This window comes from Leptospira fluminis (assembly GCF_004771275.1).
In the GTDB taxonomy this organism is placed as follows: domain Bacteria; phylum Spirochaetota; class Leptospiria; order Leptospirales; family Leptospiraceae; genus Leptospira_B; species Leptospira_B fluminis.
In genome coordinates, this window is sequence record NZ_RQEV01000003.1 from 594,012 (window position 1) to 616,771 (window position 22,760).

Here is a 22,760-nt window from a genome sequence, read left to right on the forward strand (position 1 = left end):
TCATGGAAAATCGAGACTCTTATGTTTACGGTATTCTCCCAGACGTACATTTTCGCTATTCCGCGGCGGAAATTTCGTACGCGGTAACTGCGGCATCCCACCTGCACGGGATAGACGATACAGGCACGGAACTCTTAGGAAGGACCATGCTTGCGGCTTTCTTTCTTGCGGATTTGGTAAAAGAAGAAACGAAAGTCAGCGTGCAGATCAGATTTTACGACGATTCCGAAATTCACTCCGTATTGGCATATAGTACGCGCGACGGAAGAATGAAATCGACCTTACGATATAGACCTGAAGAAGACGTAGAACAGGATCAAATCTCGGAAGAAAATCTCGGAATTCTAAAAGTATTCCGTTGGAGAAACGGTGAATGCATTTATCAATCCATTGTGCCTTTTCGAAACGTAAGTTTCGAGACGAACATAGAGAATTATCTTAGGGATTCCGAACAGGTTCCTTCCTTTTTAGTCATTTTTTTCAAACAAGACGGCCTGCACTGGAATGTCCGCGGATTATTCCTCCAAGCTTTACCCGAAGCGAAACCTGTGCATGTGGAAGCCGTTCGGGAATGGGCGGAGGCTATCGAAGCTAATAAGACCGATTTTCTATCGGAAAACGTTCATGATTGCCTGGATCGATTGGGAAAATTGGGGAGCACGATCGTTCATACTTTGGAGGAGGGAAAACCCGAATTTAAATGCGATTGTTCCGAACAGAAGATCAAGGAACTGATCCAAACTCTGGGAAAGGAAGAGGCTATGGATATCGCCGAGGAACAAGGGCAGATCGAAGTAACTTGCGAATTCTGCAATTCCGTTTACCGTTTTCCTAAGGAGCAAGTCCTAGAACTTTTTTAAAGGAGACGATGCATAAGAGTTATATCGATATCGGACTCGACGATCTGCAAATTCCCGCCAGCGATCTAGCCGAATCCACGGCTTTGGCCTGGAAACGGGGGAAATATCCTATCGTTCTACTATCCGGAAATATGGGCTCGGGTAAAACCACACTCGTGTCCCGTTTTGTGCAGGAATTATATAAAGAACTTTCCTCGCATAAAAACGGGCCGAAACTTTGGGTCAACTCCCCTACGTACACTCTCATGAACGAGTATCCTTTACCCGAGGTTCAAAGCGAAGCGGGAGAGAAATTGTCGATTTTCCATTTTGATCTTTATCGACTTTCCGGCGAGGCGGAAACGGAGGATTTAGGTTTTGAAGAATATTGGGGGCGCCGCGGAATCTGTATTGTAGAATGGTGGGATCGAGCTCCGAAAGCGTTTTCAAATATGCGGTGTTCCGCGTCCGTGAGCATTTACGAAAACGGGGCGGAAGAATCTAGAAATCTTAATGTAGAATGGTTCGGATCCGATTGGATGAGTTACGATTCCGAGCTAGCGTCCATTTTGAACCGGGCAAAGAAGGAAATCGGATGAAAAAGATCCTATTCTTCGACGCTACCAATCGATGGATCGTCGTGGAGTCCTTTTACCTCTCAGAGGATGGGAAGTTGACGAATCTCCAAAGATACTCCGGGCTTCACAACAGGGAATCTGCGGAAAGGTTGGTTAAGGAAATCGGAATCTGTTTGGAAGAGTCAGGATGGAGTTCCCCGGATTTGATCGTCACGGCTCTGGGGCCGGGATCATTTACCGGAATCCGAATATCGGTTTCCACAGCCAGAAATTTCGCCCAAATTTGGAAGATTCCCGTTCTTGGATTCGATAGCCTAGAGGTGTATTCCTCACATTATTTCCGGGAAGAGGATTCGGCAGTAATCGTTGCAATCGAAGCCAAACAGAATAAGATATACTTCGCTTTACGTGACCGGATCGGTTTTCTGGGAAGTTTCGACATTGCTCCGACGGAACCCGCGGAAATTCTTCCGGAAGAAAGGCTTAGTTCTTACTTAATCGCCCGACGATTTACGGATTGCCCCGATTTCTTTTCCGGCGAGAATATGGAAGATCGTTTGCCTTCTTCCGAATCGATTTTAACGGAAAGCGTCGCGCAATTGCAGAGCGCGATTCTCGATCCGAGTCGATTTTCCTTCCGGGATTTACTCCCCAACTACATCCGCGGAACATATGCGGATCATAAATTAAAGGTATTTTTAGAATGAAGAAAACAGCAAAGAAATCAATGGATAAAAAAAAGACGAAGAAGAAACCTTCGCCCGTTCCGCCTAAGAAAGATCCGAAACAGAGCGCAAAGAAATCTGCCGAAAAGCCGAAGGAAAAAAAATCCCCTCCGAGAAAACCGAAAGAGCTTCCCGAGTTGGAAGCGATCAGCGTGCCCGAACTGACTCCGCAAGAGGAAAAAAGAATCAAAGAGGCTTTTAAAGCACGGATCGGTGCACATACGAAAAAGAAGACCGAGGAAGAGAAGGAAAGAGACGCTCGAATTTCGGAGCAGAGCCGGATCGAGAGAAAGCGGATGGAGGAGAGGAGTCGCGCCCGGGCAAAGAATCGCGTCGCCGACAAGGCTATTTCGGAATCGAAGGCGATCCCGGAGGTTTTCGAATCCGTTGCTCCCGTTCCGAAGAAAGAAAAGAAAGAAGGCGTTAAACCCGGCGCCGATAAAAAATCCGTCAAGAAAGAGACCCATATTCCCGGATACGGTCATAGGCCTTTTTACAAACAGTCCGGCGATTGGGAGAGGGAAAAAGATCCAAGCCGAAAACTTATAAGATATCTTCAGGCCCGATCGGGTAAGTTACTTTCCTATCATGAGCTCCTTTCCCGGATGGGAGAAAAAGGAGGAATGAAAAAGAAATTCAGAAAAGAGAGATGGGAAGCGTCGGAAACGAAGAGATCAACGGAAGACTTGCTGGAGTTTTTCGAACGAGAGGGATTGATCGAAATCCAGGGAAAAAACGTGCTCGTCCACCCGGATCAAACGTTGGAAGGAACGATTTCGCTTAGCAAAAGAGGGGACGGCTTCGTAAAACTTACTACCGGAACGGAAGTTTTCGTACCTTCCCAATATACGGGAAATTCAATACAAGCTGATACGGTGCAGATCCTTCCTTCCGGAATCGGAAGAAAAGGAAAATTGGAAGGCGAAGTCGTTTCGGTTCTGCGTCGAGGACGGGATTTTTATAGAATGAAAGTCTCGGAAAAAACGGAAAAGTTCCTTATCGGATCTTTTCTGGATATGGATGGAGACGGAAAGGAAGGATTCCTACCTAGAAAAAGTCTACTGCGGGATTTGCAGGACGAAATCAAACCCGGAGACGTGATCATAGTAAATCTGAAAGAAGACAGCGCTCAGGAAAGAAACCTTTACGAGGTTCATTTCGTACGATTCGAATCGGATACGAAGGAAGATACGGATCTGATGAGGATGTTGATGAAATATAACTATCAGATCCTTTATCCGGAATCCACGGAATTAGGCGCTTTACCCGAAGAAGTCGAGGAAAGTTCGGTGGAGGACTGGGGAAGTCGAGCCGACCTAAGAGAACTCCGATCCATCACTATCGACGGAGAATATTCCAAGGACTTCGACGACGCGATTTCATTTGTGGAAGAAGGCAAAAGAATCCGCTTTTATGTTCATATCGCTGACGTGGCAAATTACGTAAAGACTGGTTCTCCTTTGGATGAGGAAGCTTACAAGCGCGCAACTTCGGTTTATATGGGAAGCCGGGTCGTTCCCATGCTTCCTCCTGAATTATCCGAAAATTTGTGCAGCCTAGTGGCGAAAAAAAATCGCTTAGCCTTTACCGTGGAGATGGAGGCGGATTGGCAGGGAAATATCACTCACGCCAAATTTTATAAATCGATCATCAAGGTTGCCGAAAGATACACGTATAACCGTGCCGAAACGGAGATCCTTTCCGGAGATCCGACGAATTGGATATACAAGATGATGAAATTCGCGAACCTTCTGCGTGAAAAGCGGCTACGAGACGGAAGAGTGGATCTGAATCTGAAGGAAACGAAGGTAATCACAGATAGAGATCATAATATCGTGGAAATCTCCACCGTCGAACGCTTGCAATCCCACATATTGATCGAGGAGTTCATGCTTTCAGCGAACATTAAGGTGGCGGAATTTATTCGCAGGAAAAAAAGGCCTACACTGTACCGCGTTCATGAACCTATGGACACGGAGAAGTTGGACAACCTGAATGCGTTTTTGAACCTCAACGGAATCGAAGCTCAGATGCAGGACGCTAGCTACGAATCCATCAAGAACGTACTTTCCATAATCAGCGGTAGTCACGCTGAACGTCTGTTCAATATATCCCTGCTGCGGAGCTTTATGCAGGCGTACTACTCGGGTGAGCAACTCGGTCATTGGGGTTTGGGATTTAAGGATTACTGCCATTTCACTTCCCCCATTCGCAGGTATCCGGACTTGGTTTGCCATAGGGTTCTACAGAGCATTCTACTCGATTCGGAAAATCCGTACAATGAAGAAGATATACGGGTAATGAGTCTTCATACTTCCCACGAGGAAAGAAAAGCTTCGGATGCGGAGAGGGATTATTATAAGCTGAAAGCCTGTAGGTTTTTGGAAAAAACGGGAATCCGCGAATTCAATGCAACTTTGACGGGCTTTAAATCTTCGTTAGCCTTCGTAGATCTGGACAATCCCATGGTAGAAGCGGTTTTGCCTGCTCTCGAATTTACCGATGAAGGAGAACTGTCCTCGGAAACGGATTTTTCTTTTTATTCGAAAAAGTATTCCAAAATCTTCACTCTTGGCGAACAGCTTTCGGTAGAATTGGATCGAATCGATTTCGAAGAAATCCGTATTTATGTGAAGATGCAAAAATTTCAGAAGAAAGGATGGACAAAGAATCGAGAATAATTTAGAACATTCGTTACGATAAAATCTTCGCCCTTGGGCGATAGGTTTTGGAGGTCTAAGTGGAAACTTTATTTTCAGAAGAGATTTCGCGTAGCGGCTTTCTTAAATTTCTATTTAAAAGCGCCGCGCTTTCCGCGGTGCTGATTCCGGCGGCTTCCTCCTGCGGCGGAGAAGCCGTTCCCAACTTGAAAGGGTTGTCGGCAAACCAATACCGAGCCTTCCGAAGTTTGCAAGACGTTTTCCTTTCGGGAAATCCGATCGAAAACTTCGATCTAGGCGTCGCTGCCGACCAATATATTTACGGTCATCCTTATCCGATCGAAACGGAATCGACTCTTCAGATCTTGGCTTTTTTGCCGACTTCCACTTTGGTTTCTCTCGCTTTAGATTTTTCTTTTACTCCATTGGCTAGTCTTTCCAAAGAAAACCGAGAGAAAAGACTACTTTCTTGGAAAAATTCCTCACTCTCTTTGAAGCGGGGCGCGTACAATATCATGCGTCAACTTTCCTTCTTTTTGATCTCCAAAGAGAAGAGCTACCAACAACTCTTAGGATACGAAGGATAAATATATGGGCGGAATTCCAGCGGCTAACGATAAAATTCTAGTGCCGAGCAAGCACGCGGACTTTCTGAAAAAAGAAGGAATCACTGACGGCGTATGGAACGTAAAAACGGATGTCGTTGTGATCGGTTCCGGTTCCGGAGGAGCCGTTGCGGCGGCGACTCTTGCGAAAGCAGGATGGAAAGTACTGCTGATCGAAGAAGGTTCCTATTTTACTCCGGCAAAATTTACGGGAGACGAATTTATCTCCCAAGCGCGTCTTTATAGGGATGCGGGCTTCATCGTTTCGGAGGAGCAGACCATTTCCATTCTCCAGGGAAAAACCATTGGAGGATCGACTACGGTCAATTGGCAAACATCTCTCTATCCTCCTCACTATGTTACCGACGAATGGCAAAAGCGATTCGGCTGGAAAGGATACGGAAGAGAGGATATGGAAGGAATTATTTCCGAAGTCCACGAAAGATTGGGCGTTCACGAAGTGCCCGGCAATCTGATCAATGCTAACAATAATGTGTTGATGAAAGGCGGAAAAAGTCTGGGACTGCATCCGGAAGTTCTTCGCAATAATAACCGCGGATGCATCGGTTTAGGACGTTGCGGGTTAGGATGCCCCATCAACGCGAAACAATCGGCTTTTTTAACTTGGATTCCCGACGCGATCGAAGCGGGGGCTGTGGTGGTTCCGAACATGAGGGCGAAGTATATCCAGGACGGAGCCACCAAAACGGTTGTTGCGGAATTTGCACCGGACGCTTATGAAAAAGCTCCCGACGAGATCATCCGAAAGATGACGATCCAAGCTCCGGTCGTAATCGTAAGCGCAGGAGCCATCGAAGGACCTGCTCTTTTACAACGATCCGGACTCGGAAACGATTGGGTCGGTCGGAACCTGAAGCTTCACCCGACTAGTACGAATTTTGCCATCTTTGACGAGAAGATCAATATGTTCTCCGGACCTCCGCAGTCGGCCGTGATCAAAGACGGCCATAATCAGAATAATACGGGATACGGATTTTGGTTGGAAGTTGCTCCCTTTCGGCCGACCTTAGCGAGTTCTTTGGTCCCCTTTTACGGGGCGAACCAATTCGAAGTCATGAAGAAGTTTCCTCACATGAACGCCGGGATCGTGCTTGTTCGAGACGGTGCGGATGGAGAAGCGAACTCTTCGGTCCAATGGTCTCTAGGAAGAAGAAAAGTATATTTCGAACTGACCCCTACGGATGGAAAAAATTTATTGAAAGGGATTAAAATGCTCGCGGAAGTCCAGGTGGCGGCCGGAGCTAAATCCATTATTTTCCCGTTTCCCGATATCCAAGAACCCGTTAAAGTCGATAAAAACAGTAAGTTCGATTGGGTACTCGAAAAAAGCATAGAACCGGGACGCATTGCGGTCGGATCTGCCCACCCTCACGGATCCTTGCAGGCGGCCGATTCTTCCGAAAAAGGGGCTGTGAATCTGGATTTCGAACTGTACGGGCACAAGAATATTTACGTGATAGACGCATCCGTATTTCCCACAGGACTTTCGGTAAACCCGCAAATTACGACCATGAGCGTAAGTTTAAGGGCTTCCCGGGCGTTGGCGGCTCGAAAATCCGAGATTTTAGGAAATAATTAATTCCAGACTAAAAGGGAGAATTCCACTTTATTCGGAAGGCTCCCTTTCGAAACTGGATATATGCCCAGTCGGTATCGTCAAAATCTCAGACGAAGCTATTTAACAGATTTTTTAAACCTCGCAAAACCTCTTTCCGGAGTCGTGGTTTTTTACTTTCTTTTCGCTTCTTCCGTGCTGCTTTCGGCGGATCTAAAAGAGGGAAAAAAAGCCTATTCGCGAAAAGATTATACCGAAGCCCTAAAACAATTCCAAAAATACAACGATAGCAACCCGAGTTCTGGCGAAGCCTGGATGTATATGGGTTACATTTATGAAAGCCGTAAAGATTATACGAAGTCCATACAGGCTTTTAAGAAAGCGGTAACTTTGAGTCTTCCCAAAAAAGACCTGGTGAATTGTTATACAAAAATCATTCTCTATTACAATTATCATCGGGAATACGGCGAGGTGATAGCCTATGCGAATCGTTTGCTCAAAATCGCACCCGATCTGAACCATATCCAAAAAATTCGTGCAGCAGCCGAGGAGAAGCATTCGGGGGGGAGTCGACCGCAAAAAAATCCGCTCCCGCAAGAGGTAGAAGAAGAACAGGAAACCGTCGCCTCCCTGGAAAAGAAGCTAAACAAGGATCCGAATAATAAAAATATAAAGTGGCAACTTTCCCTTGCCTACTATAACGAAAAGGAATTCAGAAAATCGGAGACGATTCTTGCCGAGCTTGTAAAAGACGAACCCGAAAATCTGGAATACGGCTACAAGTACGGCGCGCTTCTGGTAAGGCTCGGAAAATACGATGAGGCATTGGCGGCTCTGGCGAAAATCGAACCCAAGATCCCTTCCGAAAAGGAAAAATTACTTTATTTTACCCATCTAACGCAGGCGGCTGCCTTCCATAAAAAAAGGAATTTCGAGGAGGCGACCAAGTATTATCGCAAAGCCTATGCGAATAAGCAGACGGTTCTTCCGTTAATAGGTATCACTAAGATAAAATGGCAGGTTAAGGACTGCGAGAATGCGATTAAAACCGCCGAAAAAGCTTTGGAATTCGGAGAAAAAACCAGGGAAATCAAAATGTATGTCGCCCTTTGTAAAATACAGGGAGGCAAAAAAGAAGAAGGGTATGATACTCTAAAAGAGATCGCTTCCGCGATCGAAAAGGAAAATCCGAAGTTTCAGAATTTGCCTGAAGTGTATAACGATGGTATCTTGAAATTAGCCAGGTATTATACGAATGCAGGGAATTATGAAAAAGCTCTCCGGTATTTCAAATCCGTGGAACCCGACGAGGAAGAGGAAAGAGAATATCGTTTTTACCTAGGGAAAGCGTATTTTTATACGGGATCCGTGGACAAGGCGGTTCCCCTTCTGGAAAAAATCGAAAATTCAGCCAATGCTTTTTATTTGTTGGCAAAATGTCAAGCGCGGCTCGGAAATATGGACGCGACTACGAACTATATTAAAAAAGCGGCGGATATGAATCCTTCTCTTTGGACTTCAGCCTTAAAGGATAAGGAATTCGTAAAATTCAAAGAAAACGAGTCTTTTCGACAATTTTTGGAAACTCGGTCGGGAACTCGAAGTCCGAAAGACGAATCCGAAAATCCCCGCTCGGAAGAATCGGAAAAAGACGATTCCGATCGATAATCAAAGGCTGCTTTTTCGGCTTTCTAAAAGTTCCGACAACCCGACCTGACCGGGCGCTTTCGGATTCTTGAAACAAGCGTAAGTGAATTGGGACCCTATTTTTTCGGGAAAGATCCGAAACTCTTTTCCCGAGTCTCCCATTAATATTCCACAATAACCGAATCGTGTCCCCTCTTCTTTGACCAATTCCGATATCTTCCGACTGATCTCGACGAATTCCTTACTGTCCTCTTCGGAATCGGGCATGACCGCAACTTTCAGAATCCGATCGAAAGGAAGGTTCGTTTTGCGGGAGCCGATCGCTTCTTCCGCCACAGTACGAAAATAGAATTCTAGTTCTTCCGAGCCTAGAATTCCGGAAAAAGAATGGATAGATCTGACGATTCCGAAGTTAGAATCCTCCGCTCCGGTAAAAATGGAATTATCCTTATCCAATTCCACATCCAGATAATGATTGCCTCCCTGCAACTTACGGAGAAACGGGATTACGTCTTCCTGAGTCCAGATGGATCTGGCTTTTACGCTGGAATCTTCCGGTTGTCTGTATGTAAGGATCGCTCGAGCGTTTAATTTATCGAGGGCATCCAGTATTTTTTCCGGCTTTCCGGATTCGTTCAGGAACAGGTCCAATCGAATTTCTATAAAGTCCGCCGGAGGAAGCTCCTGCAATGCAAAGAACTCTTCCTCGTCCAGGGTAAGCACCGTATAGATTTTCTCCGTCTTGGACATATAGCGTTTATAGACCTTTTTGCAGAAGATCGTGAACGGAAACAAAGCCCAAAAGTTTTTCCCGGTCGACAATGGGTGCGATAGAAATCGGACGTTCCCTTCTTTCCATTGCTTGAAGAACGTCGTAAGCCATAATTCCGGATTGGAAAACAACAGGTTTTGGATTCATCATTTCGGATGCTTTGGTGTCGGAGTGGAACTTCCCTTCTCTAAGCAACTTTCTCACATCGTAGTCCGTGATCACTCCGAACAAAGTATCGTCCCGCCCTACGACCGCGGTGGCTCCGATCAATTTTGCGGTGATTTCCGAAAGTACGACTTCCAAATTCGCTTCGGGAAATACTTTCGGAAGTCTTTCCCCTTTTCTCATGACATCGTCGACTCGCAGGGATAGCCTTTTTCCCAATCGGCCGGCGGGATGGTAGAGTGCAAAATCCTCTTTTTGAAAATTTCTCATCTCCATCAATGCCATCGCGATCGCGTCTCCCAACATAAGTGCAATTGTGGTGCTCGACGTAGGGGCCAATTCCAAAGGACAAGCTTCTTTTAATACGGGAGTGAGTACGACCAAATCGCTATCTTGAGCCAAGCGGGAATCCGGATTAGCGGTAAGGCTGATCAATTTTGCGCCTAAATTCTTAATCGTAGGAATCAAATTCAGTAATTCCTCGCTTTCCCCGCTTTTCCCGATTGCTAAGACCACATCTCCTTGTGCTACGATCCCGGCATCTCCGTGCGCCGCATCCGAAGGATGTAGAAAGAACGCGGGTGTCCCGGTCGAAGAAAGGGTGGAAGCGATTTTTTTTCCCACATCGCCCGACTTACCCACTCCGGTCACGATTACTTTTCCGGAAGAAGCGAAGATAAGTTCCACCGCCTTCTCCGCTTTCGGATCGAGATTGTCCCTAAAATAACGGATCGCTTCGATCTCTATGTCCAAAGCCTTTTGAACTTTATCAAGAGCTTCGCCCAATGTTTTTCTCCTCCTGAGTTTCTATGGAATCCGGATCCAAATCCACCGAAATACTGGATCGGATGCCGGAGATATTCACCTTCACCGAAACAGAACTGATCTTTCTGACTACGATGGCTCTATACCCTTTAAAGGATCCTCGAGTGATCAGTACCTTATTTCCCGGTTCCAATTTCTCCTCGGATTGAACCCGTAAATGTTCCGGAAAATCTCGCACGAATATTTTTACTAACTCTATCTCTTCCTCCGGAATCGGCAAGGGACTTCCATTCAGCGAAAGAATATGATGCGCGCCCGGAGTTTGCAATACCCGGATTTTCTCCGATTTCAAATCCATTTTTACGAATACGTAGGAAGGAAACACCGGTTCTAAAACGGTTTTCGTCCTATCCGACCATTGTTTTTTAAGTGGAAGCAGGGGTAAAAAATTTTCGATCCCTTTCTTGTCTAACTCCTTCGCCAGTTTCTTTTCCGACCGGGAAAGGGTGTAGATCGCATACCAGAATTTCGTTTGATCAGTCATTCGATTCTATTCGGAAAGATACAGGCACCGTTATTCTAGTACCTTCCTTTAATTGAAATTTCCAGCGAGAAACGGATTTTCGAAAATGATTTTCAAAGACCGCGTATTTGCAAGACTTTACGGTCGTTATCGTTTTAGGCTCGCCGTTCTTTCCGATTTCGATTAACCAGGAACAATCCGATTCTAGCCTCTGCTCCAGCGCTTCGGGTGGAAAATGAATTTCGTTTTTCAGCCTTTCTATTTCGTCCGTTTCCGATCCGGTTTGGCTTTTTTTCTCCGAGGGAGTCGACCCTTTTCCGGATTCCGGAGGAAAGGAAAAATATAGACTAGGAATCCCGCCCCGGTTTAAACGCAAGTTCGCAATTTCGAGCGCGTTCTCAGTATTCCGAAAATAAAGAAATACTCCAATTATCACTAAAAGATGAATCGAAGCGGATAGAAGAAGACCGAACCGAAGATCCATGATTTCTTTCTTCCACTGAAAATCCGACCATCGAATTTGCAACCTCTTGCGTCTTTCGGAGTCCCTTTCTTTTTACATTCGGATTTGTGGTTGAAGAGAAGGGTCGAAGGACCTAGGATAATCGTCCATGTCGGAATGGAATTTTACAGACTCTCACGCGATTCAAATTCTTTCCATTCTTGCGACATCCTCCTTTGTCGGTTGGATTACCAACTATATCGCCGTAAAAATGATCTTTTATCCGAACGAAAGAGTCGGTTTCGGTTTTATAGGATGGCAGGGAATTATCCCTCATCATGCGATAAAAATGAGCGGTTTGATCGCTCAAATTCTGACTTCAAAACTGATTCGTCCGTACGAGTTGTACAAAAAAGTCCGTCCCGAAAAGATCGCTGATCTGATCGCAGACTTGATACGGATGCGTTCATCTGAAATCGTCAAAGACGTCATCGTCGCGGAAAGCCCGGTTCTCTGGGCGACGCTTCCCCCCGGATCGAAGGAGATTTTAGAAAAAGAGATCCGAGAAGAGATTCCTGTCAAAATACGGGAGGTTTATCATTCTTTCGGAAAGGAATTGGATCGGGTTATGGGGATAGAGGAATTCGTCCGTGCTTCCTTGTCCGGGCCGAATACGAAATATCTCGTCGAGGTTTTTCGAAAATGCGGGGGACCCGAATTCGATTTTATCGTTCGATCGGGCATCTATTTCGGATTTTTAATAGGATGTTTTCAGGTGTGCTTTTGGGAAATTTTCGACCGATGGTGGACGTTACCCATTATGGGGGTTGTGGTCGGTTACGTCACGAATTGGATGGCGATTCTCATGATATTTCATCCTTTGGAGTCGAAAAACTTCATCCTCTTTAAATACCAGGGACTTTTTTTAAAAAGACAAAAGGAAGTTTCTCGGGAATTCGCTTCCGTAATTTCTTCCAGAGTTCTGACGACGGAAAACCTGATACGATTGATCTTCCTAGGAAAAGGCGGAGACTTGATCGTACGCGAATTGGCGGAAAGAGCTAAGGAATTATCGGAGAGAAAATTGAAGGAGAAAATTCCGTACGCGAAATTATTGCTCGGGAACGCGAAAGTAAAAGAGGTTCAGGAAAAAATCGCAGATAAGGTGGTGGGAATGGTACCTGAAACCGCCGAAAGGATGAAAGGATATCTCGAAGAAACTCTGGAAATCGAAAGAATCATTTCTCTTAGACTGAGCCAACTTCCATCGACGGAATTCGAGCGTCTTCTTCATTCCGTTTTTCGGGAAGACGAATTGACTTTAATTTTGCTAGGTGCATTACTTGGGGGACTTGTCGGATGTATTCAAACTTATTTACTGTTCTTTGCACCATAGTCCATTCTGCTTAGAGGCATAACGTCCGAATCGCATTTTTACGTTTGTTGACAAAGGTAAATCCTTCTACGGATTTATTTCGCTATACTCCTATGACGATACTATAGAAAAAGAAATCATGAGGAAAAACCTCCCAGTTACGAACAGAGAGATTCGGTTTCCCGCCAATGCGGTCATTATTTCACGCACTGATCCGAAGGGAAAAATCACCTATGTATCCCGGGATTTTGCGGACGTCAGCGGATATAGCGAGAGCGAACTTTTGGGAGAAGCTCATAATATAGTCCGACATCCGGATATTCCTCCTGTCGTTTTCGAAGATCTCTGGATCACAATCAAATCCGGACGACCCTGGAACGGAATCGTTAAAAACCGCGCAAAGAACGGAGATCATTATTGGGTGGACGCGACGGTAACGCCGATTCTGGAGCAAGGAGAGATCGTCGGTTATATGTCGGTTCGCAAACAAGCGGGTCGACAAGACATCGATAAGGCGGAGAAACTTTACCGGAAATTGAGTCGCGGCCTCGGACTAAGATATCGGCTTTCTTCTTTCATACATTCCATTCAAAGTGCGTTGGGCAATTTCGGTCTAGCGGCGGTTCAAGTAAGCCTAGTGCTTTTACCCGGGTTGTATCTTAGCTTCCGACTTTTTCCCGCCGATCCGATTTCTTCCAGCGTGACGGCGATTTCGGGAATTCTAGGTTCTTTCTTGGTCTTGGTCACGATGAAAAAGCAGGGTGCGAAGATTCTAGACGTGGTCGAAATCGTACGCCAAATGGTCAATGGGAACATGCTTGCGGAAATCCGGAGGCAGGAAGGCAGGGAAGACGTAGATAAGATCTATACCAACATACGATGTCTTGCCATCAGTCTCTGGGGCTTGATCGTACAGATGAAGGAAAACTACGATCGGAACATGCATCTTTACGAGACGCTATTCGAGTCTATGCAAAAATTCCGTTCCAGCACCCAAACGCAAGCCCAGTCGGTCGAGGAAACCGCTGCCGCCTCCGTGCAGTTATCCAAAACGATCGAAGAGATCGTCATCACCATAGCCGAGCAGACCAGAAGTCTTTCCAATGTAAATGCGAGTATAGGATCCATCGATTCTTCTTTGCGGGAAACTTCCCACTCGATGGAAGAATTGGCGTCGCAGACGGGGGAAGTTTCCGGAAAGGCGTTGCAAGCCGAACAGATTTTTAACGAAGCGATTCGCTCGATGGAAGAGATCAAATCCTTCTCCGATCAAATCAATAAGATCGTCTCCATAATCACCGGTATTTCGGAAAGAACGAATCTATTGGCGCTGAACGCTTCTATCGAATCGGCAAGAGCGGGAGAAGCCGGCAAAGGCTTTTCCGTAGTCGCCGACGAGATTTCCAAGTTGGCCGAACAGACCAAACACAGTATCAAAGACATCGTTCAATTGGTTAAGAATACTTCTCTTTCCGTCGACGAGGGCGCTTTAAAGGTCAACCAATCCGTGGATGTTTTCAAGAAACTTCAGGATTACATAGAAAAGGTTCATGCTTCCGCATCCGATGTCAGGATACATCTTTCCGAACAATCCAATAAACTTCGGGAAATCCGGATGAGCTCCGACCAATTGCTTACGTTGGGACAGATGATGAACAATTCTTCCGAACAGCAAAAAGGAGCGTCGGAAGAAATTTCCGCCTCCATGAGCGTAATCTCTAAAAATGCGGAGGACATCGCCTCTACATCGGAAGACATAAAACATACCGTCGAAGGTACTCTGGAACATTCCGAGAGATTAAAGAGTATTCTGGGTCATTTTAAAACCTGAATCGCCGTCGATTGACGGTCTTCTTTTCGAAAGTCGGTATCGATTTCTTTGCATCCCGTCTAGCGCGGGTGCCGATATTCATGTTAGCATGGAAAATCGTTTCCTACGCCTCGCATTGATCTTGGCCATCGTTGCCACTTTACTATCCTACTGGAATCACGGCTGGGTTTCCTATTTGAAAGATTTCGTGGTTCTAATTCATGAGGCAGGTCATGCTACGGCCACTCTGTTGACTGGCGGAAGTGTTCAGACGATAGAACTGCAGGGAGACGAAGCGGGACAGACGGTAGCCTCTCCTCTTGCAGGAAAAGGTCCGTTCGTTTTCGTAGTTTCGGCCGGGTATTTAGGGTGTTGTTTGGTCGGCGGCTTTTTGGTTAACAGAGGATTTAAGGGGAGGCTTGTACGCCCTACTCTGTTACTCTTCGGTGGAGCGATCCTTCTCCTTACCTTAAAATACACTTCATCCGGAGGACTTGCTCAGAAAACGGGATTGGCTTGGGGACTATTCGTTTTGATCAGCTCGTTCTTACCTTTCGGATGGGATAGATTAGTTACCGTTTTTCTCGGAACAAGCGTTACGTTATATAGTCTTTACGACCTCTTGGATTTTACTGAAAACATTCAAAATACGGACGCGGGAATTCTCGCAGGTTGGATTACGGGAACAGATGCGAAATCCGCGGCGCCCAAATCGGTTGTCTTTCTAGGATATTTGATTGCCCTCCTCTGGTCCTTTTTTAGCGTATCCATCATATTCTTTTCCCTAAGACGTGCGGTGGCTCCGAGCCAAGCTTCCGACCTAGCCGAACCTCATTCCGATGTTTTAACGGCAAACGGAGTTTCCGAAGAATCGCCTTTTCCGGGCGAAGTTACTCCAGAAGTTATGGAGTGGTTTTTAAGTCGTGGATTGGATCTGAACGGAAAACCGCTGCCGACAGAATTTAAAGATTAAGAGTGATTGGATGGGTAGCAGAGTTTTAGTAACCGGCGGAGCCGGCTTTATCGGGTCGCATCTTTGCGAACGACTGATCGGTATGGGCCACGAGGTGATCTGCCTCGACAACTTTCACACCGGAAGAAAAGCGAATGTGGAAAAATTATTGGATCATCCACGTTTCGAATTAATTCGTCACGATATCACGGAACCGATCCGCTTGGAAGTGGATAAGATCTATAATTTCGCCTGTCCCGCTAGTCCGATTCATTACCAATCAAACGCGATCAAGACGATCAAAACGAACGTTTTAGGCATGTTGAATATGCTCGGCATGGCCAAGCGCGTAAAAGCGAGAATCCTTCAGGCTTCGACGAGTGAAATTTACGGGAATCCTCTCGAACATCCTCAGAAAGAATCCTATTGGGGAAACGTAAATCCGATCGGAATCCGTAGCTGTTATGACGAAGGGAAAAGAGTGGCGGAAACGCTCTGCTTCGATTATCACCGGAACCATAAAGTCGACATAAGGGTTATTCGAATTTTTAATACGTACGGACCTAGAATGCTTCCGGATGACGGTCGTGTGGTCAGCAATTTCGTGGTGCAAGCTCTCGCCGGAAAAGATATCACGATTTATGGAGACGGCTCTCAAACTCGTTCTTTTTGCTACGTAGACGATCTTGTGGAGGGGATCATCCGGTTAATGGATACCCCCGATTTTATCGGACCCGTGAACTTGGGAAATGACGGAGAATTTACGGTAAAAGAGTTGGCTGAGTTGGTGATTCGCGAAACGGGATCGCCGTCCAAGATCGTTTATCGGCCGTTGCCTCAAGACGATCCTGTGAGACGTAAACCCGATCTTAGTCTTGCGAGACAAAAATTAGGTTACGAGCCTAAGGTTGCGTTAAAAGACGGAATCCGGAAAACGATCGAGTATTTCAAAAATCACTTGGATTAATCGTTCGTCGGGAAAATCTGGACGTACTTTTCCCGATTTTTCGGGGATCGAACCGAAAAACTTTATTTTCGAGCAGGCTGTATGAACATCGGAGTATTAAAAGAGGCGAAGGAAGAAACCCGGGTAGCGATCACTCCCGACGTCGTCGACGCACTCAAAAAAATCGGAGCTTCCGTGCTGGTAGAAAAGAGTGCCGGAGAGTCTTCTTATTTCTCGGATGAGGATTATAAGAAAGCGGGAGCTACCATTGTTACCCGCCAAGATGTCCTAAAAAAATCCGACATAGTGACTAGTATACATTTAGCGGATTCTTCTACGCTTTCTAAAATCAAGAAAGGCGGCATTTATCTCGGGATGTTCCAGCCGGCGATGAACGCCCAAACGATTAAGAAATTATCCGCCCAGCAAGTTACCGTTATCAGTTTGGATGCGATTGCAAGGATCACCAGAGCTCAATCTATGGATGTTCTATCATCCCAAGCAACAGTGGCGGGATACAAAGCGGTCCTACTTGCTGCGACTCATCTTACCCGATTCTTTCCGATGCTTACCACCGCAGCAGGTACGATTACTCCTGCATCCGTATTAATTATCGGAGCCGGAGTTGCCGGCTTGCAGGCGATCGCTACTTCCCGCCGATTGGGAGCAGTCGTTGACGTTTTCGATACGCGCCCGGAAGTAAAGGAACAAGTTCAATCTCTCGGAGCTAAATTCGTGGAAGTCGAAGGCGCTCGTCATTCCGCAGAAGCGGGAGGCTATGCCGTAGAGCAAACCGAGGAATATAAAAAGAAACAGCAGGAAGCAATCGATAAGTTTGCCGGAAAGGCGGACGCGATCATTACTACCGCTTTGATTCCCGGAAAAAAAGCTCCCATTCTCATCACTAAAAAGATCGTAGATAGGATGAAATCTGGTTCCGTAGTGGTCGACCTTGCTTCCAGTATGGGTGGAAACTGCGAATATACCCAGCACGGAAAGACGATCGTCACTAAAAACGGAGTTTCGGTAATCGGGCATTTGAATTTACCGGGATCGCTGCCGGGCGATGCATCTAGAATGTTCGCTAAGAATATCCTGAACTTCCTGAAGCTATTGTTGAAAGAGAAGAAAATCAATCTGGATCTTTCGGACGAAATTCTGTCTTCCACTACCGTGACTCATAGCGGTGAGATCCGCCATAAGCTTACCCTGGCAGCCTTAGGCTCCACCGGTAAGGAAGAAAAGAAAGCCCCTGCCAAGAAGAAGACCCAAAAGTCCGAATCCGCTTCCAATTAACCAACCCCCTAGCACATCGCTCGGAAAGTGATGCAGGGATAGGAGACGACCTATCCCTGCCATCAGACTGAGCACCAAAAACCACTCGGGAAAACCGAATAGAAAAACCAGAAGTAAAGACGCGGTCATGGAATTCGACGCGTGAGCAGAGGGAAAAGAATGCTTCATGTCCGGATTTCCATCCACTTTTCCCGCTACTGTGATCAAAGGCCTTTTTCTCGCGATCGACTTCTTCAGAAATAAAACGAATCGATCGTTCGCATAAGACACGATCCCCGTGTACGGCAAAACGATCCACCAAGGATACGGAAGGATGTTTTTCCAAGCTGCGTAAGCAAGGTAGGGAATTACGATGAGGATCATCATTTCCCCTCTATTGATTCTGGATAGGATCCGATTCAAGCGGGGACCGTGGATTTTTTCGCGGATGAAAAGGGCTGCAGCGTAATCGGCCCTTCCTAAAAGACTTTTTATCTTCAACGCTTTTTTAACCAAGCATCGAATCCTTTAATTTGGAGGACAGATCCTTACGCGAAAGCACGGATTGTGTGCCGGTCTTCAGGTCCTTTAATTGTATTTCCTGTTTTGCGACTTCAGATTCCCCCAAAAAGAGGACGAACCTATAACCTTTTTTTTCGGCAGTTTGGATCTGTTTGCCGACTTTACCCGATTCCAGCATCGTCTCCACATTGATTCCGTCGGAACGGAGTTCGTACGCCAATTTTAGGATTTCCGGAAATAAGGATTCTTCCATGACCGGAATGAATACGGTATCGTTACGATGAAGATCCGGAACCAACCCGTGACCTTCTAAAAAACTTCGAAAAGTCACGTCCCCTAAACCGAATCCGATTCCGGACAATTGGTCGTTGGAAAAAAGACCGATCAGGTTGTCGTAACGCCCACCACCGTACAGAGATCGTCGGTTTTCGGGATTCGTATCAAAAACTTCAAAAATGCAGCCCGTATAATAGTCGAATCCGCGGATAATGGAAGGATCGAAGGAAATCTGCTTCTCTATCCCGAGGGATTTTAAATCCGCCGACAAGCGTCCGATAAATTCCACAGCCTCGGAGTTGATTCCTTTAAAACGAGACAAGCTTTCCAAATCGCTTTCCAGATAAGCGTAAATCAAGGGGATTTGTCCGTCGGGATTCGATAATAACGGTCTTAATTCTTGTTCGAAAACTTCTTTCGATATTTTCGCCTTCTTGTCCAGAAGTTTGGAAACCGCCTGGCATTTCTCAGAAGGTAGGGAAAGTGAATTCGATAAAAAGGAATCTAGAATCCCCCGGTGAGATATCTTGATCTGATAGCTGCCGGCGGGAGCGCCGAATTTCTTGAGAATGGAATCGGCAATGAGTATGATCTCAACTTCGGCACGGTACGAATTGACTCCGAAGAGATCCACGTTGAGCTGCCAATGCTCCCGTAATCGTCCTTTTCCCGGTTGCTCGTATCTCCACAGGTTCGGTATGGAAAACCAGCGAATCGGCTTGGCGAGGTTTCTGACTTCTCCGGCAACCATTCGGGCCAGAGTCGGAGTCATTTCCGGGCGGATCGCGACATGGCGATCTCCCTTATCCGTAAAATCGTACAATTGTCTTTGTACGATTTCTTCACCGCTCTTGGCCTTGTACAGATCGAAGGATTCCAGTATCGGACCGTCGTATTCCTGGTATCCGAAAGATTGAACCGTCTCCCGCATAACGGAAAACATCCAATTGCGAAACCGCATATCGTCCGGATAAAAGTCTCTCGTGCCCTTATAAGGGGCCGTGGGTAAAAAAGATTTTTGTTTTTCCAATGCGCTTAAAGGCTCTTAACGAAGCTTAGATTCTTCTTTAATAGAGTCATATTCACCTTAGCATCATTGGAGCCAACTATTTCTGCACCGACGAGATAAATTTCACCTAATTGAGAAATATGTCGGATTTTAAACGCGAATCTTAAAGGGGCTTGCATTTTAAACGTCAAGTCCGCCGTAAAGAAAGGTTTGTGCAAAAACGATTCGACCAACTGGGATTCGGTGATTTCCAGTAAGATACCGCCTTCGGAGGCGTTTACGACGTTTTGGCGAACGTCAAGATCTAGGGTATTGGAATCCTCGATTCTAGCGTTGAAAACGACTTCGAGCTCTTTGTATTTCTTCAAAATTTCCGGGTCGAGTGCTCCGTCTTTAGATTCGGAATAGCCTAGGGCTAAGAGTTTGGCCCCCATTGCGTCCCGATAAAATAAAGGCACCATTACGAAAGATTTGATCTTGCCCATGCGGAAGAATTTTATCCGATCTTCGAGGATCATTTCTTCCTCCAACTCGGTCCTTAAATCCATTACTTCGAAATTCGTAAGTGTGTTTAAAGGAGGCTGCTCCAGCGTGAATGCGTCGGATACAAAGATCGCTTTCCCGGTCCGTTTTATCAGATCCTGCTCCGGAGTCAGATCCTTGCTATTCGGAAATATCAGCCTTGAATTTTGGTACTCTGACAACAAGTTTCGGTGCAAGTCTGTGAGAAGAATTTGTCCCGAAGTCCCGAGTATTTTGGTAGAATCCTGTTCTTTTTTTTGGATATGAAATCTGTGAGCGACGACTTTTCCGGCCAATCCTTCGATTCGAGTCGTGATTCTTCCCTCTTTCGCGATTTTGACGTACTCCGGGATGCAGATCGCGATTCCGTTTTCGTCGTCGACGCGTTCCACACGGAAGCCGATTTCCATATGCTTGCTTAAGGTTTTATAGACGGTAATTTCGTTTTCCTTATTTACTTGGTTCGGATCTATGCGTAAGTGTATCTTCCCGTCTTCGGAATTTTTCAGGATCTGCAATTCCTGTTTCAAGGGATTTTCCTTAAGAAAAATTCCGTTGTTATGAACGTATTCCTTTAGTATGTATCCTACTTTCGCAGGGTCAGTGATTTTATCCCAAACGCGTGGGGATTGAAGGAAGGATCGATATTCGACTTCCATCTGCGCCGCTCCTTAGAGTTTGCGAAAATCCACTCTCCTGTTTTTAGCTCTACCTTGTTCCGTAGAGTTGTTTTCTTCGGGTCTGGAATACCAGTAAGCTCTTGTTTTTAGTTGAACTCCTTGGGTTCCTTTGCTTCGGATATAGTCGTAGACGTTTCGCGCTCTTTTTGCACTCAATCGAGTGTTGTATTCTTTGGAGGCGATATTGTCGGTATGGCCTCCGATCTCTATCTTATCCGACGGATTCTTTTTCAGGTAATCGACAATGGTGTCTAACTGCCTTTTATGTTCCTCGGTCAAATTCGTTTTATTAAATTCGAAATAGAGTTTCAATCCTAGAACAACAGGTACGTCCGCCTCTTTTTTCAGCGCGATAGAAATTATTGACCCGTCTTTCGCGTCCTTCTTAAGAACGTTAACACTTTCTGAAATATATTTCTCAGCTTTTGCAAATATTTCGAAATCTGTGTCAGGGATATTTTGTATTTGGAAATATTTTTCTTCCGAATCGCGTTTTAGGTTTTCTCCTTGTCGATTTTTGGGCGTAAACAATGTAGCGCTCGCTCCAGGGATGGACTCTTTCGTAACTGCGTCCACGACCGACACTTTCATTCCGCGGAATTTTTTGCCTTCTTCTACGGGCACCTGCTCTGGCTTCGCTTTGTCTTCCTCCCGGATAGGAAGAAGAACGTATGTTTTATGGATTTTCTTCCCTCTTTCTATGTTTCCTCTCAGATCCAAGCGGTCTTCCGTAGGATAAAAACCGGGAGAAGAAATTTCGACTTTGTAGACGCGCCCCGTTTTTAGAACGGTTTTGAAGTTAGAAGGATTTCCTTTGGATAAATCTCCTCCTATTCGTTTAGATGTGATAGTCCTACTCGGGCCAACGGAATCGGAGATTTTTACGGTCGCATCCAGACCGATCATGGTTTGTTCGGAGCCGTCCAGGACCAATCCGGAAAAGGAAACCTCGTAGGAATTCCTTAAGGATTCGGGCACTTGGAAACGGTAGATATCGTGCTGTCCCTGTCCTCCGTTTCGATTCGAGGAAATGTACGCCCAAATTCCTTCTCTATCGAAAGAAATTCCTTCCGAATCGATTCCTTCCGCCGGATCCAGATTAAAAGGATGGGGAAGTTTTTCCAGGGTCTTGGAATCCGGAGTAGGAAAAGGGAGATTGGTTTTGGAAATAGCGGTTTTATCTTCCTCGTCCTCCGTATCCGAGTTTTGGGGAAGATTCAAAAAGACGCGAAACAACGAAAATTTCTTTCGCTCATTTTCTCGATTCGTGGAAAAGTAGAGCTGCTCTCCATCGGGATGTATGTAAGGAAGTATTTCCCCCGATTTGGAATTTACGGAATCTCCTAGATTTATGGGAGAAGACCAGGAGCCGTCGTAAAGGTTTCGGTAGGAAATCCAAAGATCGTAATCTCCGAATCCCCCGGGTCTGTCGGAGGAAAAAACGAGAAATCTCCCGTCAGGAGAAATCGCGGGCATCTTATCGTTGAAATTGGAATTGATTTCGGGGACGGGGACCGGATCGGTCCAGAGTTTCGTTTTATCGTCCTTTTTTGTATAATAAATATTTAATGCGTCGAAACCGGACCGATCGGCCTTTTCGTTTCTGATCGAAGTGAAGAAAATTTCCACCGGATTTCCGATATCATCGAAACGGATGGATATTCCTCCTTCGAATCGGTCCGTATTTAGGAGCTTAGCCGGTCGTTCTCCCGCAGGGAGTTCCTTTTTGTTTTTTTCCCAGATATCCTGGTTCAAATTCACCGGCTTCCGCCAATCGGTTTCTCCGTCGCGGCTTTTGTAGTTCGCGTTTTCGGAAAGCCATAAGTCCATTTCCCCCTCTCCGCCCGGTCGGTTCGATTGGAAAATTAGGTAACGACCGTCGGGACTGATCACCGGATTGTATTCGTCGTTTTGGGTATTTAAAGGCGGCCCGAAAAAACGTTCCGCTAGGGAAGGGAGTGGCTGAGCCCAACGATCTCCGTAAAAAGGAAGACTAGCTCCGATTAAGAGACAGGCGGAAAGGAGTAAGGCTTTTAGCGAGTAGAGATCCGGGAAGCTGTTTCGATTGTAAAATGACATACTGTTTATTCTCGCTA

The 22,760-nt window shown here is 45.9% G+C and carries 20 protein-coding genes; 12 read left to right on the plus strand and 8 right to left on the minus strand.

Annotated elements, in window-relative coordinates; all coding sequences use genetic code 11:
* The first annotated feature begins 2 nt into the window (after nt 1–2).
* From EHO61_RS04630 to EHO61_RS04660, 7 genes are read left to right on the plus strand one after another with little or no spacing between them, the layout of a single operon-like run.
* The gene (locus tag EHO61_RS04630) at nt 3–860 is read left to right on the plus strand and encodes an Hsp33 family molecular chaperone HslO (RefSeq protein ID WP_135812432.1); all 858 of its coding nucleotides are present in this window, start codon (nt 3–5) and stop codon (nt 858–860) included.
* A gap of 8 nt (nt 861–868) precedes the next feature.
* Complete coding sequence (tsaE, locus tag EHO61_RS04635) at nt 869–1,438, plus strand: tRNA (adenosine(37)-N6)-threonylcarbamoyltransferase complex ATPase subunit type 1 TsaE (RefSeq protein ID WP_135812433.1); 570 nt, start codon at nt 869–871, stop codon at nt 1,436–1,438.
* On the plus strand, nt 1,435–2,124 hold the full coding sequence (tsaB, locus tag EHO61_RS04640; protein ID WP_135812434.1) for a tRNA (adenosine(37)-N6)-threonylcarbamoyltransferase complex dimerization subunit type 1 TsaB: 690 nt from the start codon (nt 1,435–1,437) through the stop codon (nt 2,122–2,124). Before tsaE ends, tsaB begins: the two co-directional genes overlap by 4 nt.
* Nucleotides 2,121–4,823 carry a ribonuclease R family protein gene (locus tag EHO61_RS04645; RefSeq protein WP_135812435.1) on the plus strand — a complete coding sequence of 901 codons (2,703 nt, stop codon included), beginning with the start codon at nt 2,121–2,123 and terminating at the stop codon, nt 4,821–4,823. The genes tsaB and EHO61_RS04645 overlap by 4 nt, the downstream gene beginning before the upstream one ends.
* Nucleotides 4,824–4,882: 59 nt before the next feature.
* Nucleotides 4,883–5,389, plus strand: a complete 507-nt coding sequence (locus EHO61_RS04650; RefSeq protein ID WP_135812436.1) for a hypothetical protein — start codon at nt 4,883–4,885, stop codon at nt 5,387–5,389.
* Nucleotides 5,390–5,393: 4 nt separating this feature from the next.
* Entirely contained in the window at nt 5,394–7,007 is a 1,614-nt protein-coding gene (locus EHO61_RS04655) for a GMC family oxidoreductase (RefSeq protein WP_135812437.1), read from the plus strand.
* A 60-nt stretch (nt 7,008–7,067) separates the two neighbouring features.
* A complete protein-coding gene (locus EHO61_RS04660; protein ID WP_135812438.1) occupies nt 7,068–8,651 on the plus strand; it encodes a tetratricopeptide repeat protein in 1,584 nt (527 codons plus the stop codon).
* Here EHO61_RS04660 and EHO61_RS04665 read toward each other — a convergent pair whose 3' ends face one another.
* From EHO61_RS04665 to EHO61_RS04680, 4 genes are read right to left on the minus strand one after another with little or no spacing between them, the layout of a single operon-like run.
* Nucleotides 8,652–9,380: a type I 3-dehydroquinate dehydratase gene (locus tag EHO61_RS04665; protein WP_135812439.1), complete on the minus strand. Its 729-nt coding sequence runs from the start codon at nt 9,378–9,380 to the stop codon at nt 8,652–8,654.
* Between the two features lie 7 nt (nt 9,381–9,387).
* Nucleotides 9,388–10,353: a KpsF/GutQ family sugar-phosphate isomerase gene (locus tag EHO61_RS04670; protein WP_135812440.1), complete on the minus strand. Its 966-nt coding sequence runs from the start codon at nt 10,351–10,353 to the stop codon at nt 9,388–9,390.
* Nucleotides 10,337–10,876 (minus strand): UpxY family transcription antiterminator, encoded by a 540-nt coding sequence (locus tag EHO61_RS04675; protein WP_135812441.1) that lies wholly within the window; start codon nt 10,874–10,876, stop codon nt 10,337–10,339. The genes EHO61_RS04670 and EHO61_RS04675 overlap by 17 nt, the downstream gene beginning before the upstream one ends.
* Nucleotides 10,869–11,339, minus strand: coding sequence for an LIC_10042 family TonB-like protein (locus EHO61_RS04680; protein ID WP_135812442.1), 471 nt, complete (start codon nt 11,337–11,339; stop codon nt 10,869–10,871). Before EHO61_RS04680 ends, EHO61_RS04675 begins: the two co-directional genes overlap by 8 nt.
* 127 nt (nt 11,340–11,466) lie before the next feature.
* Between EHO61_RS04680 and EHO61_RS04685 the strand changes: the two genes are divergently transcribed.
* The 5 genes from EHO61_RS04685 (at nt 11,467) to EHO61_RS04705 (ending at nt 17,676) form a co-directional block, all read left to right on the plus strand.
* Nucleotides 11,467–12,693: a DUF445 domain-containing protein gene (locus tag EHO61_RS04685; protein WP_135812443.1), complete on the plus strand. Its 1,227-nt coding sequence runs from the start codon at nt 11,467–11,469 to the stop codon at nt 12,691–12,693.
* A 118-nt stretch (nt 12,694–12,811) separates the two neighbouring features.
* Nucleotides 12,812–14,503: a methyl-accepting chemotaxis protein gene (locus tag EHO61_RS04690; RefSeq protein ID WP_135812444.1), complete on the plus strand. Its 1,692-nt coding sequence runs from the start codon at nt 12,812–12,814 to the stop codon at nt 14,501–14,503.
* An 88-nt stretch (nt 14,504–14,591) separates the two neighbouring features.
* Complete coding sequence (locus tag EHO61_RS04695; RefSeq protein WP_135812445.1) at nt 14,592–15,455, plus strand: M50 family metallopeptidase; 864 nt, start codon at nt 14,592–14,594, stop codon at nt 15,453–15,455.
* Nucleotides 15,456–15,465: 10 nt separating this feature from the next.
* Entirely contained in the window at nt 15,466–16,401 is a 936-nt protein-coding gene (locus EHO61_RS04700; protein ID WP_135812446.1) for a UDP-glucuronic acid decarboxylase family protein, read from the plus strand.
* Nucleotides 16,402–16,482: 81 nt separating this feature from the next.
* On the plus strand, nt 16,483–17,676 hold the full coding sequence (locus EHO61_RS04705; RefSeq protein WP_135812447.1) for a Re/Si-specific NAD(P)(+) transhydrogenase subunit alpha: 1,194 nt from the start codon (nt 16,483–16,485) through the stop codon (nt 17,674–17,676).
* On the opposite strand, the gene EHO61_RS04710 is transcribed toward EHO61_RS04705, so the two are convergent.
* From EHO61_RS04710 to EHO61_RS04725, 4 genes are read right to left on the minus strand one after another with little or no spacing between them, the layout of a single operon-like run.
* Nucleotides 17,599–18,150 (minus strand): phosphatase PAP2 family protein, encoded by a 552-nt coding sequence (locus EHO61_RS04710; protein ID WP_135812587.1) that lies wholly within the window; start codon nt 18,148–18,150, stop codon nt 17,599–17,601. The two genes, EHO61_RS04705 and EHO61_RS04710, sit on opposite strands and share 78 nt — an antisense overlap.
* Before the next feature lie 13 nt (nt 18,151–18,163).
* The gene (gene hisS, locus EHO61_RS04715; RefSeq protein WP_135812448.1) at nt 18,164–19,483 is read right to left on the minus strand and encodes a histidine--tRNA ligase; all 1,320 of its coding nucleotides are present in this window, start codon (nt 19,481–19,483) and stop codon (nt 18,164–18,166) included.
* 5 nt (nt 19,484–19,488) lie between these two features.
* The gene (locus tag EHO61_RS04720; RefSeq protein WP_135812449.1) at nt 19,489–20,643 is read right to left on the minus strand and encodes a DUF1577 domain-containing protein; all 1,155 of its coding nucleotides are present in this window, start codon (nt 20,641–20,643) and stop codon (nt 19,489–19,491) included.
* 12 nt (nt 20,644–20,655) lie between these two features.
* On the minus strand, nt 20,656–22,743 hold the full coding sequence (locus EHO61_RS04725; protein WP_135812450.1) for an OmpA family protein: 2,088 nt from the start codon (nt 22,741–22,743) through the stop codon (nt 20,656–20,658).
* Between the last annotated feature and the right edge of the window lie 17 nt (nt 22,744–22,760).

Bases quoted from the DNA above. Each gene is read 5' to 3' on its own strand.
- EHO61_RS04630 (WP_135812432.1), top strand. From the start codon at position 3: ATGGAAAATCGAGACTCTTATGTTTACGGTATTCTCCCAGACGTACAT.
- tsaE (WP_135812433.1), top strand. From the start codon at position 869: ATGCATAAGAGTTATATCGATATCGGACTCGACGATCTGCAAATTCCC.
- tsaB (WP_135812434.1), top strand. From the start codon at position 1,435: ATGAAAAAGATCCTATTCTTCGACGCTACCAATCGATGGATCGTCGTG.
- EHO61_RS04645 (WP_135812435.1), top strand. From the start codon at position 2,121: ATGAAGAAAACAGCAAAGAAATCAATGGATAAAAAAAAGACGAAGAAG.
- EHO61_RS04655 (WP_135812437.1), top strand. From the start codon at position 5,394: ATGGGCGGAATTCCAGCGGCTAACGATAAAATTCTAGTGCCGAGCAAG.
- EHO61_RS04660 (WP_135812438.1), top strand. From the start codon at position 7,068: ATGCCCAGTCGGTATCGTCAAAATCTCAGACGAAGCTATTTAACAGAT.
- EHO61_RS04665 (WP_135812439.1), bottom strand. From the start codon at position 9,380: ATGTCCAAGACGGAGAAAATCTATACGGTGCTTACCCTGGACGAGGAA.
- EHO61_RS04675 (WP_135812441.1), bottom strand. From the start codon at position 10,876: ATGACTGATCAAACGAAATTCTGGTATGCGATCTACACCCTTTCCCGG.
- EHO61_RS04680 (WP_135812442.1), bottom strand. From the start codon at position 11,339: ATGGATCTTCGGTTCGGTCTTCTTCTATCCGCTTCGATTCATCTTTTA.
- EHO61_RS04685 (WP_135812443.1), top strand. From the start codon at position 11,467: ATGTCGGAATGGAATTTTACAGACTCTCACGCGATTCAAATTCTTTCC.
- EHO61_RS04690 (WP_135812444.1), top strand. From the start codon at position 12,812: ATGAGGAAAAACCTCCCAGTTACGAACAGAGAGATTCGGTTTCCCGCC.
- EHO61_RS04695 (WP_135812445.1), top strand. From the start codon at position 14,592: ATGGAAAATCGTTTCCTACGCCTCGCATTGATCTTGGCCATCGTTGCC.
- EHO61_RS04700 (WP_135812446.1), top strand. From the start codon at position 15,466: ATGGGTAGCAGAGTTTTAGTAACCGGCGGAGCCGGCTTTATCGGGTCG.
- EHO61_RS04705 (WP_135812447.1), top strand. From the start codon at position 16,483: ATGAACATCGGAGTATTAAAAGAGGCGAAGGAAGAAACCCGGGTAGCG.
- EHO61_RS04720 (WP_135812449.1), bottom strand. From the start codon at position 20,643: ATGGAAGTCGAATATCGATCCTTCCTTCAATCCCCACGCGTTTGGGAT.
- EHO61_RS04725 (WP_135812450.1), bottom strand. From the start codon at position 22,743: ATGTCATTTTACAATCGAAACAGCTTCCCGGATCTCTACTCGCTAAAA.